The following is a 14073-nucleotide window of genomic DNA, read 5'->3' on the forward strand; positions in this document are numbered from 1 at the left end:
GGCAAGCGGCGCCTGGGCGCCAGCCACTACAGCGGCTGGTAAAGCTGGATCAGGTTCCCGCAGGTGTCCGAGAGCACAGCCATCATGACCGGGCCCATCGGGGTGGGCTCCTGGGTGAACGCGACCTGGCGCTCCTTGAGGCGCGCGAACTCGGCCCGGAGGTCCGTCACCTCGAACGCGGTGAGCGGGATGCCCTGCGCGAACATCGCCTGCTGGAACGTCTTCGCCGCCGGGTTGGCGTTCGGCTCCAGCACGAGCTCGACGTCGTCGGGCCCCTCCGGCGATACAACGGTGATCCACCGGTACTCGCCGACGGGAACGTCGTGCTTCTTCTTGAAGCCGAGCACCTCCGTGTAGAACTTCAGCGCTCGGTCCTGGTCCTCGACCATGATGCTGTTGAGCTTGATCTTCATCGTTCTCCTCGCTGAGCGGATGGGTCTGGGCCGACTCTGCCAGGGCCGCCCGGCTCACGCTTCTCGAAAACTGCGAAAGGCGTCCGGCGGCAGCCGTCCCATCAGGCTGAGACACCCCGGGACGAGCTCCCACGGGAGGGTGCCCGGCACCTGGACCCTCGCGCGCAGCCGCCGCCCGTAGGCCGAAGGCGGCACGCCGATCCGCTGCGCGAACAGAGCGCTGAAGCTGCCGAGGCTGGAGAATCCCACCTCCATGCACACGCCGGTCACCGAGTGCCGCCCGGCCGCCAGGAGCTGCTTGGCCAGGTCAAGGCGCTGCCGGATGCGATACTGGTGCGGTGTCACGCCGAACACCGCCTCGAACTGCCGGATGAAGTGATAAGGAGAGATCGCCACCTCCCGCGCCACGTCCTCGATCGACAGCTTCGCGTCGTGCACCTCGGAGAGCAGGTCGCGCGCCCGGCAGAGGTTCCTCAGCGCGTCGTGTCCCAGCAGCATCGTCCACGCCCACGATAGGCTGCATCAGCGGCGGGCACAAGCGACCCTTCAGCCGCCCTCGTCCAGCCGCAACAGGCGGGCTCACCTCAACCCAGGTCGGGTCGCGCCGGGAGGAACGCGCTCTCCTCGTAGTCGCAGCGGGGGTTCCACGCCGCGTAGCCGGCGCAGCCGGCGTCGTCGATCGCCCGGATCTGCTGCCGGATGTGCCACGGGGTGTACTTGTACCGCCGCATCGGACGCGAGCTGTCCAGATCGAAGGCCTGCACCCAGCTGCGCAGCTGCGCGATCCGCCCCGGCAGATCGGCGACCCGGCGCCAGCCGGCGGAGAGCGACGCGTGGAGGGTCTCGTACGGGTGATGGGCAGGGTTCGCGAGCCCGAAGCTGCCGGGGCCCCAGTGCGATGGGTACGGCATCGGCATCACGTAATCGAAGAGCTCCACCGCATCCTCGAGCCGCTGTCCGATGCCGTCCTGCGGCCCGAGGAGCGTGATCCCGAACAGGTCCGCCGAGATCGGGCGGGACGCCGCGTCGCCGACCTCCGCGCGAAGGAACTCGAAGAACGCGCGGATCGTCGGCGTCCTCTCGTGGATCGGAGTCCGCGACCGCGGCTCGCGCGCCGCGCCATAGCGCACGTAATCGTAGTTCACCTCGTCGAAGCCCGCGTCGAACGCCCGGAGCGAGATCTCCGCGATCTCGCGCCATCGCTCCTCCGAGCCGGGATCGTACCAGCCGCGTGGACCGCCCTTGAACGCGACGAGCCGGGCGATGAGGTAAATGCCGGCGTGACGAAGGGCCTCCAGCCGGGCCCTCGTGGCCTCGTCGCTCTCCAGGAGGAGCGCTCCTCCGTTCGACCGGACATCGATGACCAGGGAGTTCAGCTCCGTCCGCTGGACCAGGGAAGAGAGCCGCTCCATCCGGTCCGCGCTCCTCCCAGCCGCGAAGTTCACGTAAATCGCCTTGGTGACCGTGGGCATGCCGTTCCCCCCGGGCGAACGTAGAGCACGCCGCGGGCCATGCCCAGGTGCTCGACCCCCGGCGCCCGGGTCCCGCCCGAGCTACCCCCGCATCGCCTGGATCGGGCTGATCCGCGCCGCGCGCAGGGCCGGGAAGAAGCCCCCGAGCACGCCCATCACCACCGCGACGAGCACCGACCCGATCAGGATCCCCGGCGTCGGCTCGAACGTGAACACGATCTCCGAGAAGCTCGCGAAATTGATGATCGAGAAGCGCACGAACCGCATCCCGAGCGCGGCGAGCACGCCGAGCGCCCCGCCCACCATCGCGAGGAGGATCGACTCGATCAGGAACGACGTGAGGATGCTCATCCGGGAGAAGCCGAGCGCCCGCAGCGTGCCTATCTCGCGCTGCCGGTTGGCGATCGACGCGTGCATCGTGATCATCGCGCCGATCATCGCGCCGATCGAGAAGAACACGGCGATGAGCACGCCCATCCCCTTGATGAACATGCTCGTGCCCTCGGACTGCTTCTCGTAATAGTCGCTCTCGCGCATCACCTCGAGCCCGAGGTTCCGGTCCTGCTCGATCGACGCCTCGAACGCGTCGAACTTGCTGTCCGAGGCGAGCCGCGCGCGCACCGACGACACGCTCCCTTCCCGGCCGAACGCCGAGCGCGCCGTGTGCAGATCGGCCCAGACCTCGGAGTCCGACGAGGAGCCGCCGTCGGAGAACACGCCGACCACCTTCACCGGCCGGTTCTTGCGGAGCTCGAACGACTCGCCCATCGACAGACCCTTGAAGCGGCCGTAGATCGCCTGCCCCACGATCACCTCGTCCGTGCCCGGCTGCGCCGGCCGGCCATCGACGATCTTCACGTGCGAGCGGAACGCGAGCACGTCATCGGTCACGCCGCGCACCTGGACGTTCGAGACGCCCTCCGTGCCGAGCTTGTCGAGGAGGATGACCGCCACGACCTCCCCCACCCCGTCCGGCTTGCCGTCCTGCCGCTTCGCCACCTCGGCGCTCGCGAGGATCAAGCCGATCTGCTGCTCCTCGACGCTGCTCGCCATCTCGGCGTCCGATCCCTTCCGGATCACGAGCGCGACGTCGCTCTGCGCGGTGCGCCCGAGGGTCCGCTCCACGCTGTTCGCGAGCATCAACACCGAGGCGAACACGAACACCACGAGGCCGAGCCCGGCCGCCGTCGCGACGGTCGTCGTCTTGCGCACCACCAGATTTCGAACGTTGTAGGCGACGGGGATCATGAGCGCTCTCTCCCGCTTTCAGGGGGTCGTGGACAGGCTGCGACGTCGGTTCGCTCAGGCCACGCGCCGGAGCGCGTCGGTGACCGAGAGCTTCGAGGCGTTGTACGCCGGGAGGAGCGACGCGAGCAGCGACAGCCCCATCGAGAGCAGCACCGCCAGCACCATCGTCGAGGGCTCGATCCGGAAGTAAGGGAACATGCCGCCCATGTTCTCCTCCAGCCACCGGCCCATCCCGAGCTCGATGATCGGATAGGCGATCGCGAGCCCGGCGAGCCCCGCGAGCAGCCCGACGGTCGCCGCCTCCCCGATGATGAAGATCCTCACGTGCTTCGGCTCGAACCCGAGCGCGCGCAGCACGCCGTACTCCCGCGACCGCTCCCGGACGCCCATCGCGATGGTGTTGCCGAGGATCATCATCATGATGAGGAGGATGATGATGGACACGGCGTTGAGCGCCGTCAGCACGGCCGACATCATCGCCATGAACGACAGGTTCATCGCCCGCTCGCTCATCGTCGCCGTCTGGATGTCCTTCTCGTCGAAGATCTTGTCGATGGCGGCGCTGATCTCGGCGCTCCGCGAGGGATCGTCGATCCGGGCGGCCATCCAGCCGATCTGGTCGCGGTCCCGCTCGGGGATCGACTCGTTCAGGTAGTCGTAATGGAAAATGAACTGCGACCTGTCCATCGACTTGCGCGACGCCGTGTAGATCCCCGAGACGTTGAACTGCCACGGACCGGGGTAGATCGACCCCTCCAGCGTCACCGTGTCGCCCACCTTCACCTTGAGCCGCGTCGCGAGGACGTCGCCCACGATGGCGCCCTTGCGGTCGCCCTGCCACCGCTCCATGTCCTCGGGCGGGACGACAATCTCGTCGTAGACCTTGAAGAAGGTCGCCGATTCGACCCCCATCGAGGCGAAGAAATTGCTGGCGTCGCGCGGGTCCTTGCCGCCGAACCAGCTCATGAACGTCCCCTCGGTCACGCCGGGGACCTCGCGGAGCGTGGTCATGTAACGCTTCGGCAAGGGCAAGATGAACGAGATCTTGTGCCTCGTCGCGATCCGGTCCTTCGCGGCGTGGTCGGCGGCGACGTTCCACGCCGACAGCACCGTCCGGAGGAGCACGAACGCGAGCACCGCCACCGCCGCGCCGATCACGGTCAGCAGCGTCCTGAACTTGTTCCGGAGGACGTTCCTGGCGGCGACGGAGACGAGGTTCATGACAGGTTCCCCTTGTCGAGCCGGCGCGTCACCGTCGCGCGCTCGGCGGCCTGAGGATCGTGCGTGACCATCAGGATGGTCTTCCTGAACTCCTTGTTGAGCTTCTCCAGGAGCGTCAGGATCTCATCGGCGCTCTTGCGATCGAGATCGCCGGTCGGCTCGTCCGCCACGATGATCGTCGGGTCGTTCACGATCGCCCGCGCGATCGCCACCCGCTGCTCCTGGCCGCCGGAGAGCTGCCGCGGATAATGGCCCATCCGCTCCTCGAGCCCGACCACGCGCAGCGCCGTCTGCGCGCGCTTCCGCCGCTCGGAGGCCGAGAGGCTCGTGAGCAGGAGCGGCAGCTCGACGTTCTCGGCGGCGGTGAGGACGGGCATCAGGTTGTAGGCCTGGAAGATGAAGCCCATGGTCTTCGACCGGAAGCGCGCCAGCTCGCCGTCGCTCATCCGCGTGAGGTCCTGCCCCGCCACGCGCGCGGTGCCGCGCGTGGGGCGGTCGAGCCCGGCGATGAGGTTCAGGAGCGTCGACTTGCCCGAGCCCGAGGGCCCCATCAGCGCCTCGTACGACCCCTCCGGGACATCGAGCGTGATGTCATCGAGCACCACGATCGGCTCCTTGTCGCGGAAATAGGTCTTGCCGACCCCCTGCAGCTCGACAATGGCCTTCGGCTTTGCGTCGCGATACCCGTCGGTCATTCGCTCCCCTTTCCCTTCTCCTTGATCTTCTGGCCATCCTCGAGGTCGGCCGACGGCTTGACCACGAGGCGCGTCCCGGGGGCCGGGCCGTCGAGCAGCTCCAGCCCGCCCGGCGCCGGCCCGCCCACCTTGATCGGCACCATTTTCACCGCGCCCTGGTCGACGACGAACACCACCTTGGCGCCGGCCCGCTCGACCACCGCGGCCTCCGGGACGACCCGCTTCGGCGGCTCTTTCATGGCTTCTTCGGACAGCGCCTCGGCGAGGAAGCTCACCCGCGCGCTCATCTCTGGCAGCGCCTCCTTCGCCTCTCCGACGAACTTCACCTTGACCGGGATGGTCGCCTTGGCGCGGTTCACCCGCTTGCCGATCTCGACCGTCGTGCACCGGTGGCGCTTCGAGGGATAGGCGTCGAGGACGACCTCGCACGGCTTGCCGGGCTCGATGAGGTGGAGGCGTGTCTCCGGGACATCGGTCTCGACGACGAGCGACGTGAAATCGGCGATCTCGACGAGGTGCGGCAGCTCGAGGCCGACGACCTCCCCGATCTCCGGCGGCTTCGACATGATCGTGCCGTTGATCGGCGCGACGATCTTCCTGTCGGCCAGCGTGATCCGGAGGCTCTCGACGTCGGCTGCCGCGGCCTTGACCTCGGCCTCGGCGGCCGCGGCCGACTGCGTGAGGGAGTGCGCGCGCGCGGTCAGGTCCTCCATCGCGGCGCGGCCGGTCACCTGGCGCTCGACGAGCGCCCGCTCCCGCGCGACCTGCTGCTCCACCTCGACGATGCTCGCCCGGGAGGCGACGGCGCGCGCCCGCGCCGCGGCGACCTTGGCGTGGGCCGCGGCGACGAGGCTCTTCTGGTCGGCGTCGTCGAGGTCCACGAGCGGGTCGCCCGCCTTCACCACGTCACCTTCCTTCACGTACACCCGGGCGATGCGGCCCGGGAGCTTGGCCCCGACCCGGGACACGACCTGCGGGACCACATACCCGGTCGACGTCACCGAGATCGACGCCTGCGCTGGCGAGACAAGCGCGATCTCGGTGGTGGCGACCTCGGTCTTGAAGATCGCGCTCTGCGCCCTCGGCGCGACGAGCACGGCGGCGCCGGCGACCGCCGCGAGCGCGACCACGGCGATGAGGGCGGTGCGGAGCGGGCTCCGCCGATCGGGATCGACGTCCCGCTGGATCCGCAGCGAGGCGAGATCCGAGCTGAGCTGGTCGGACACGGCGCCTGCTTAACACGCTTCGGTCGGGGCGTTTATATTCTAGCGTGAATTCCTGACGCGCGGCGCTAACCGCCCCTGAAACGCGCCGGTACGGCCGCGCCGCGCCTCGGGCGGCGCTTGCCGCACGCACAGCGCCGGCGCCGTGGCAATCTTCCCGTCCAGACTACAATGCATCGCGCCGGCGGTGTGCCCGCGCCTCAGAAGAGCGTCTGGAGGTGTTCGTGGCCACGAAAGCCGATGATCCGGGCTCGCTCCAGCGATGATCCGGGTCGATCAGCGACCCGGCCAGAACCGTTTCCGATGCCAGGGGCAAGCTCAGCTACCCGGCCAGGACCGTTTCCGATGCCAGGGGCAAGCTCAGCTACCCGGCCAGGACCGTTTCCGATGCCAGGGGCAAGCTCAGCTACCCGGCCAGGACCGTTTCCGATGCCGGGGGCAAGCTCACCTACCCGGCCAGGACCGTTTCCGATGCCGGGGGCAAGCTCGGCTACCCGGCCAGGACCGTTTCCGATGCCAGGGGGCAAGCTCAGCTACCCGGCCAGGACCGTTTCCGATGCCGGGGGGATGCTCATCTACCCGGCCAGGACCGTTTCCGATGCCGGGGGCAAGCTCACCTACCCGGCCAGGACCGCTTCCGATGGCCAGGAGCAAGCTGCGTGCCGCGCGGGCCGACTTTCTGACCAGGGGCGGGTGGCCCCACGCGCGGGGCTGGCTTCTGCTCTGCCGGGCAGCGATGCTGAACCACGCGCATCCAATGGCGTTGGGGGAGCGCCGTACCCGCCGCCGTCCTCGGCCAGCTTCGCCAGGGCGGCGATCTCGCGCAGCACCTCGCCCGGCGCGCGCCCCTCGGCGCGGAGCGGGCGCGACGCCGGCGAGTTCGGCACCGGGCGTGAGCTCGGCGCGGCCCCTTTTCGCCGCTAGGTTTGGCAGCGGTCGAGGTGCACGTCGCGTGAGGGCGATGGCGTCGCCATAGTCAAGCCGAATCATCGCGGCGCTGCGGGTTTCTGAGCGGTGGCTGTTCGCCAACCAGATGGCTGACGAACACCTCCACCGAGGGCTTTCCGCTACAAACGGAAGCATAGGGCCGACGACCTGCCGCCTTGCGCCCTTTGGCCGTTCGGCGGGCTATGACTGTTCAACCGCCTTCAGTCTGAAGCTTGAGAAACCGAAACGCCTTGTGTTCATTGGGTGCGGCTCTTGGCAGCACACTCAAGCCAGGCACACAGGTCGCAATAGCGTGGGCATGCGAACATTCAACACCATCGCCGCCGCTCTCATTTGCTGTTTCATACCTTCATGCACGGCTAATCCGACATCTGGATCAATGGCTCTGTTGGACGAGGAAACAATAGAGCATGGCGAGTCGACCACAGCAGAAGAAAGGTGTCAAGATGCGGTAGATGTTGGGGTCAACGTATGGAGACTTATGTGCGGATCGGCGCTGGAGGTATTCATGACGCGTCCGCAAACGTTTCACTGCCTTTCGGAGAGCAACGAAGGGCGGGCTACGGGCTACAAGAAATGCCGTTCCAGTTGCCCTACTGCATGCTTTGCACTGTCGACGCGATGGGAGCTTTACTGTGACGAGCGCGCGCCCATGCTCATGAGGAGCATCTGCGAACAGGCGCGCCAGAACGGGCAGAAGAAGTGCCTGGGCTCCTGTTGAGCCAGTGCGCTTGACATCGCCAAAGAGCGCGCTAGCTGGTGGGGCATGCGGGACGTGATCGCGGAACGTACCATCAGTCTGACGCTTCCGAGTGGGACGCAAGATAGCATCCGGGTTCGAGTGTGGGCACCCGAGCACCGACCCAAGCCATCCTCTCCGTTTTGGGAAGCTGATGTGGAAGTTGCTGGAGCGGGGAGATCCCATAAGACACAAGGCGTCGGCATCGATGCTTTTCACGCGCTATATAGTGCGCTCTACCTGATTCCGGCGATGCTCGTTAACTATGAGGATGATGGCCGGCTATCGTGGCTCGACGAGGCATGGACCGGGTTCCCGGAGTTCAAACTAACGAAGCCGAAAGCAGGATCGTCGGCGCCGTGACTCCGGTGCGCTGGAGCCGTGGCCGACGTTTGGAGCGCGGCGCGGCCGGCATCGAGGCCCTGGAGAGCCAGGGGGGCGCCTCCCGAAGAAGGCCAGCTGTTGAGCCGCCTCGCTTGAAGGAGATGATCCGCTCGCGCTCCAGGAGCTCGACGCCGGCCGCGCCGTGCTGGGCCGCCTCGACGCCGGCTGCGGCGCTTCTACCTGGAGCAGATGATCCGCTCGACGCCGCTACCACAGTTTTGCGTCGATGAGCAAGACGCCAAACTTGCCTTCGTCGGCTGCCGGTCGCGCCATCGACGTTCTGCTGCCAGGCATAGCGCTCACACGGGAGTCCGATAGCGTCGGTCACCCGCAGCGGGCGACCGCCTCAGAAACCCCAGAGCGTGTGCAGGTGCTCGTAGCCACGGAAGCCGATGATCCGGGCTCGCTCCAGCGGATGATCCGGGTCGAGGCGCAGGTTCGGAAGGCGCGCGAGCAGCTGCTCCAGCGCGACGCGGGCCTCCAGCCGCGCGAGCGGCGCGCCGAGGCAGAAATGGGTGCCCCGGCCGAAGGAGAAATGCCGATCGGCGTTCGGCCGGCAGGGGTTGAAGGTCGTCGGCTCGCCGAACACGCTCTCCTCGTGGTTGGCCGAGCAGATGGCCAGCTGGACCGTCGCGTGCGCCGGCACCTTCACGCCGGCCAGCTCGACCTCCGTCGTCGTCTGCCGCGCGAGCCAGAGGAGCGGCGAGTCGAGCCGCAGCGTCTCCTCGACGACGTGGCCGAGCCGCGCCGGGTCCTCGCGCACGGCGGCGAGGTGCGCCGGGTGCTCCAGGAGCAGCGCCAGCGCGTTGCCGATCAGGTAGAGCGTCGTCTCGTGCCCGGCCAGGATCAGCTGCATGGGCACGGCGATCAGCTCCTCCTCGCTGAGCTGCGCCTCGCCGTCTTCATGCGCCCGGATCAGCGCCGAGAGCAGATCGTCGCCCGGGCTCCGCCGGCGCTCCGCGATCACCTCGGCGAAGTAGCGCTGGAACGCGCGCAGCCCCTTCGCCGCCTCCACCAGCTGCGGGACGGGCTCCGCGTTCCAGACCAGCTTGATCCAGCCGTCGGACCAGCGCTTGAGCAGATCGATGTCGGCGCGCGGCATCCCGAGCATGTCGCCGATCACGAGCGCCGTGAACGGGAACGCGAACCGCGGGACCAGATCCGCCCGGCCCTCGGCGGCGAACCCGTCGATCAGCTCGTCGGCGAGCGCCCGCATCTGCGGCTCCATCGCGGCGACGCGCTGCGGGGAGAAGCCCTTGTTGATGAGGCCGCGCAGCCGCGTGTGGTCGGGCGGATCGGTCGTGAGCAGCGTCGGCAGCCACGCTTCGGGGTCTCCGAGCACGGCGACGACCTCGGGCGCCAGCGGGGTCCTGGGGCTCATCAGGTTTTTCGAGGAGAAGCGCTCCGTGTCGCGCAGCACCGCCATCACGTCCTCCGCGCGCGTGACGAACCAGCTGTTCGCCGGCGCGTTGAAGAAGACGGGGGCGCCGCGGCGGGCCTCTGCATAGAACGGATAGGGATCGGCCGGGTGCCCGGGGTCGAAGAGATTGCGGGCGCCGAGGGCGGCGCACAGATCGTCAGGGGTTGTCATGCTAAGTGTCTCCTGCTCCAGCGAGATCGCGCGAGCGAGGCGCGAGCGCCCGGCGCCGGGAGGGAGCCCCGGCCGCGGACGCCTGTCGATGTTATGCCGCGTGGGCCAGAACACCTATACTTCCTCGCCGGCCGGCCAGCTCCTCCTCGCGACGGGCCGGCCCCTCCCCGGACCCGAGCGCTGCATGCCGCCTTCCCCTGGATCGACCCCTCCCCCCGCGGGCCCCCGCCTCCCCGGCGCACCGGCGCGCCCGCGGCGCTCCTGGCGGGGCTGGGCCGGCTTCTCCGGCCTGCTCCTCCTGGCCATCCTCGTGCCCTTCTTCCTCTTCGCGGACCGCCTCGAGGCGGCGGCGCGGGCGCTCCTCGCGGCCCCGCCCTCGGGCGGCGCGGCGGCGCTCGTGCTGGGGGGGCTGCTCGCGGGCGATGTGGTCCTGCCGGTGCCTTCGAGCTTCGTGAGCACGGCCGCGGGCGGCCTGCTCGGGTTCTGGCGCGGGACGGCGGTCTCCTGGGCGGGCATGACGGCGGGCGCGGGGCTGGGCTACCTGCTCGGCGCGCGGGCGGGGGCGCCGGCCCTGCATCGAATGGTGGGCGAGGCCGAGCTCGCGCGGCTCACGCGCGCCGCCGAGCGACACGGCCCCTGGTTCCTGCTCCTCTTCCGCGGCGTGCCGGTGCTCTCGGAGGCATCGGTCGTCTTCGCCGGCGCGGGCCGCATGCCCCGCCGCGCGTTCTTCACGGTGACGGCCCTGGCCAACCTGGGCATCTCGGCCACCTACGCGGCGCTGGGCGCGTCCGCCGCGCGGTTCACGTCGGTCCTGCTGCTCTTCGCCGGGATCGTGCTGCTCCCCGGGATCGCGCTGCTTGTCGTCCGCTTGCCGGAATGGCGGCGGAGGTCGGCGCAGAAGCGCAATGGGTCCGGCTAATTGCGTGTGTCAGAAATCCCGCCAGATCTTTCCTGGGACGGAAGTGCGTTCCGCGCAAAGGTTAATAATTTCGATGCGTTCCAACTGAGGCTCGCCCGCGCGTGCCCGATTGCAAGGGGTCACGGTAGCTCACGGTGGTGGACCTCGCTCACAACATGGTCAGCCAACATCTTCATTTTTCTGGGATTTCCTCACGCGAGCGAGATCGCAACAGAAGAGGGTGTGTGCACTCGACTCGACGTGAGGGCTAGAAAGAGCGAAGTTTCCTGACATCCACAAAAGCTCTTAGACTTCCTACCCGCCTCCGGCCCCGTCGAGATCGAGATCGGCCCCGGCCGCGGCGGCTTCCTGTTCGAGCGCGCGGCGGCCAGCCCCGAGGCGCGGCTGCTCGGCCTGGAGATCTGCCTCAAGTGGACGGCGGTCGTCGACGCGCGCCTGAAGCAGCGCGGCCTCGGCGGGCACGTGCGGGCGCTCAACGCCGACGCGCGCGAGGCGCGCGCGAGGCGCTCGCGCGCGCCTCGCGCGGTTCCGTCCCAACGCGTCGGTCGCGCGGTTCTTCCTGCACTTCCCCGATCCGTGGTGGAAGAAGCGGCACGAGAAGCGCCTCGCGATGGGCCCGGCGCTGCTCGATAGCCTCGCGCGGCTGCTCGTCGACGGCGGCGAGGTCTTCGTGCGGACCGACGTCGAGGAGCGCGCCGCGCCCTACGCAGAGCAGCTCGGCGCCCACCCGGCGCGCGAGCCCGCCGGCGACGCGCGCGGGTAACGCTGGCCCTCACGTCGCGACGATCACGACCTGGCCCTGCCAGGCTTCGGCAAACTGCTCTTCTGACAGCACCAGCGGCTGACGGTCGACGGGATAGAACGGGTCGAGATAGTGAAAGCCCGCGGCATCCGCGCTCACGAGCACGACCGCGTGGAGAGACCCCAAAGGCTCGTTCGTGAGCGCGCCGAAGCGGGAGGGAGCCGGCGGGCGCGCGAGGGCCTGGGCGATACGCATCAGCGGCGCTGCGAACATCTGGGCGATGATCCAGCAGGGCTCGGCGAGCCGCGTGCGCAGGTAGACATAGCTGGAGGGATTATCCATATCCAGGCCCATCGAATGACCGCCGACCGCGGCGGCCGCATCCGCCAAAGAAAAGCCCCTCTTGCTCCCGACCCAGGCGGCGCAGAGCGAGTCCTCCTCCATCGCGCGGCCGAGCCGCGCCAAGACCATGCACGCGCACGCGGGCACGCAACGGTTCGGCCTCGACTGCTCCCGGTGGCAGACCTCAGCGCCCCGTTGTGGACCTACGACGTTCGCCATGAGCCTCAGTACACCGGCAGAAGGAAATGCTGAGGGATCGCCGCCACGATTTTTTCAGGAGGGCGAACCGAAGGACACCGAGCCCTCGGCCCCCCTGAGCCGTTCAGGACCGCGAGCCCTCGAGCCGCGCGTCGACGACGCCGAGCCCATACGAGAGGATCACGTAGCCGCAGGATGCTGAGCCCTCACCCTCGACCGGATAGCGCCGCTTGAGCCCCACCCGGAACGCTCCGCTCTCCTCGCGCACCTCGGCGGCGACGTACGCGGCCCCGTCCTCCAGGTTCGCCTCCACGTGCTGCTGCGCGATCGCCCGGATCCGGTCTTCCCGCCGTCGCACCGGCGCCCGCTGCTCCGGCGTCAGACGCGCATCTTCCGCCAGAGGCTCCGTGAGGGGCAAGCGCAGGTACCCGCGCACACGCACCCGGTCGATCTTCCCAGCGGCCAGGGCGTCGATGGCTAGATCCCGGAGCACGCCGTCGCGCAGCCCGATGCCTCCGCGAACGCAGTCGGGATGGTCGATGAACGGCCAGTGGCTCGCGCTCCTCGCAGCCATGGCGCGCCGGACCTCCTGGCTGAGCCCGAAGACATGCTGAAGGCGGTTGATGGCCGTCGTCCGGCCCAGCCCGAAGGTCTGGCCGACGCGCGTGATTGCCTCCTCGCTCGTAACGTCACGCGTACCGACCGCTGCCTTCACCGCCTCCTCCGGGGCGAGCAGGCAGGCCGCGAAAGCGCTCGCCCGGCGCTCGATGCGCTCGAAGCCGTCGAACAGGTTCCAACGCCTTCGCAGCTCCTTCCTCTCGGCGTGCGGGCTGAAGAGCGCGATGCGATCGAGGCTCTGATCCTGGTCGCAGAGCAGGTGGCAGAGCTCGTGACCGAGCGTCATCCGCGTGCGCCACCAGCAGGAGGGCCCCTCGACGAGGTTCACGAGCACCGCCGCGCGCGGCTCGCTCGCGTGGGCGCCTTCGATGGTCGGGTGCAGTTGATCGGGCGTGACCCAGACGACGTGAGCGCCGAGCACGTCTTTGAGGAGCTCTATCATCGAAGGGATAGGCTCGCTGCCGAGCCCGAGCTCCGCCCGAAGCCAGCTCGCGAGCCGGTCGGCCTTATGCGGGGGTGCGCTGTCGCCTTCGATGAGCGCGGTCGGGGGGACCGGCAGCGCCTTTGGCATGGGGTGGCCGAGCAGGGCCTCGAGCGCGGCGATGTCCCGCGTACAGCGCACGAACTCGCCGATCCCCTGCTGAGCGCCCGTCAGGATGAGCTCATCCAGGGCGGCAGCGCCGCCATCGGCGCTCGAGCGGAAGAACATCTGCGTCAGGCGCGCCTGCCTCGCCTTCCCCTCCGCGAAGTCGGCTATGTTCAGCCCGAAGACGGTCGCGTAGGCATCGAGCTCCTCCGGGGTCGCCTCGGCCGTTCCAGCCTCCAGGCTGAGGAGCCGCTCCTCCGTCAGGCCCACCATGCCGCTCAGGATCCGCTCGCTGAGCTTGGCGGCGCGGCGGGCTTCGCGGAGCACGGTCGAGAGGCGTCCCATGGGTATGAACGTACACCTGTACGCACCCCAGGTCGAGCCCCGCGCCGGAGCGGGCCGCGCAGCGGTCGGCGCGCGAGAGCATGGTCTCATCGCCCTCCGCGCGGTGTGCCGCTGACGGACCGATGCGCCCTGCCTTCGCATGCGCCCCGACATCGACTTGCGAGCCTTGCCCGACGGTTACGTCCACGAAAACGGGATGGTCCTGCCCCGCTTCCGTGGACACCCCCGGAGGCACCAGGAGGCAGGGATGGGACGGAGAATGCGGCGGGCTTGACGTTCGGCCCAGGCCTGCTCACCCCTCCAGTGCCATCGGCAGCCCGAGCAGCCGACCGATCGCTTCGTGAACGACCCGGGCCGCCACCTCATCCCCGAGGGAGACGGCGCGGCTC

At 68.9% G+C, this 14073-nt stretch carries 14 protein-coding genes; 4 read left to right on the forward strand and 10 right to left on the reverse strand.

Annotated features, from left to right (window positions below):
- Positions 1-26: 26 nt before the first annotated feature.
- The 7 genes from WME75_RS34995 to WME75_RS35025 all read right to left on the reverse strand — a co-directional run bounded on the left by WME75_RS34995 (position 27) and on the right by WME75_RS35025 (position 6275).
- Positions 27-413 carry a VOC family protein gene (locus WME75_RS34995; protein ID WP_437480063.1) on the reverse strand — a complete coding sequence of 129 codons (387 nt, stop codon included), beginning with the start codon at positions 411-413 and terminating at the stop codon, positions 27-29.
- A gap of 54 nt (positions 414-467) precedes the next feature.
- Positions 468-911, reverse strand: coding sequence for a helix-turn-helix transcriptional regulator (locus tag WME75_RS35000; protein ID WP_437480066.1), 444 nt, complete (start codon positions 909-911; stop codon positions 468-470).
- Positions 912-997: 86 nt separating this feature from the next.
- On the reverse strand, positions 998-1885 hold the full coding sequence (locus WME75_RS35005) for a putative glycoside hydrolase (protein ID WP_437480068.1): 888 nt from the start codon (positions 1883-1885) through the stop codon (positions 998-1000).
- 81 nt (positions 1886-1966) lie between these two features.
- Positions 1967-3133, reverse strand: coding sequence for an ABC transporter permease (locus WME75_RS35010; RefSeq protein ID WP_437480071.1), 1167 nt, complete (start codon positions 3131-3133; stop codon positions 1967-1969).
- A 54-nt stretch (positions 3134-3187) separates the two neighbouring features.
- The gene (locus WME75_RS35015; protein ID WP_437480074.1) at positions 3188-4354 is read right to left on the reverse strand and encodes an ABC transporter permease; all 1167 of its coding nucleotides are present in this window, start codon (positions 4352-4354) and stop codon (positions 3188-3190) included.
- Positions 4351-5049, reverse strand: a complete 699-nt coding sequence (locus WME75_RS35020; protein WP_437480076.1) for an ABC transporter ATP-binding protein — start codon at positions 5047-5049, stop codon at positions 4351-4353. The genes WME75_RS35015 and WME75_RS35020 overlap by 4 nt, the downstream gene beginning before the upstream one ends.
- Entirely contained in the window at positions 5046-6275 is a 1230-nt protein-coding gene (locus WME75_RS35025) for an efflux RND transporter periplasmic adaptor subunit (RefSeq protein ID WP_437480079.1), read from the reverse strand. Before WME75_RS35025 ends, WME75_RS35020 begins: the two co-directional genes overlap by 4 nt.
- A 1711-nt stretch (positions 6276-7986) precedes the next feature.
- Here WME75_RS35025 and WME75_RS35030 point away from each other — a divergent pair.
- A complete protein-coding gene (locus WME75_RS35030) occupies positions 7987-8322 on the forward strand; it encodes a DUF6968 family protein (RefSeq protein WP_437480082.1) in 336 nt (111 codons plus the stop codon).
- A 367-nt stretch (positions 8323-8689) separates the two neighbouring features.
- Here the strand turns inward: WME75_RS35030 and WME75_RS35035 are convergent, their stop codons facing one another.
- Positions 8690-9934, reverse strand: a complete 1245-nt coding sequence (locus WME75_RS35035) for a cytochrome P450 (RefSeq protein WP_437480085.1) — start codon at positions 9932-9934, stop codon at positions 8690-8692.
- A 100-nt stretch (positions 9935-10034) separates the two neighbouring features.
- Between WME75_RS35035 and WME75_RS35040 the strand changes: the two genes are divergently transcribed.
- From WME75_RS35040 to WME75_RS35050, 3 genes are all read left to right on the forward strand, one after another.
- Positions 10035-10853 carry a TVP38/TMEM64 family protein gene (locus WME75_RS35040; protein ID WP_437480088.1) on the forward strand — a complete coding sequence of 273 codons (819 nt, stop codon included), beginning with the start codon at positions 10035-10037 and terminating at the stop codon, positions 10851-10853.
- A 348-nt stretch (positions 10854-11201) separates the two neighbouring features.
- Positions 11202-11486, forward strand: a complete 285-nt coding sequence (locus WME75_RS35045) for a hypothetical protein (RefSeq protein ID WP_437494980.1) — start codon at positions 11202-11204, stop codon at positions 11484-11486.
- Positions 11413-11616, forward strand: a complete 204-nt coding sequence (locus tag WME75_RS35050; RefSeq protein WP_437494982.1) for a hypothetical protein — start codon at positions 11413-11415, stop codon at positions 11614-11616. The genes WME75_RS35045 and WME75_RS35050 overlap by 74 nt, the downstream gene beginning before the upstream one ends.
- A gap of 9 nt (positions 11617-11625) precedes the next feature.
- On the opposite strand, the gene WME75_RS35055 is transcribed toward WME75_RS35050, so the two are convergent.
- Positions 11626-12066, reverse strand: a complete 441-nt coding sequence (locus WME75_RS35055) for a hypothetical protein (RefSeq protein ID WP_437480090.1) — start codon at positions 12064-12066, stop codon at positions 11626-11628.
- A 193-nt stretch (positions 12067-12259) separates the two neighbouring features.
- A complete protein-coding gene (locus WME75_RS35060) occupies positions 12260-13684 on the reverse strand; it encodes an ImmA/IrrE family metallo-endopeptidase (RefSeq protein ID WP_437480093.1) in 1425 nt (474 codons plus the stop codon).
- Positions 13685-14073: the final 389 nt, after the last annotated feature.

Source organism: Sorangium sp. So ce1014, from assembly GCF_051521505.1.
Taxonomy (GTDB): domain Bacteria; phylum Myxococcota_A; class Polyangia; order Polyangiales; family Polyangiaceae; genus Sorangium.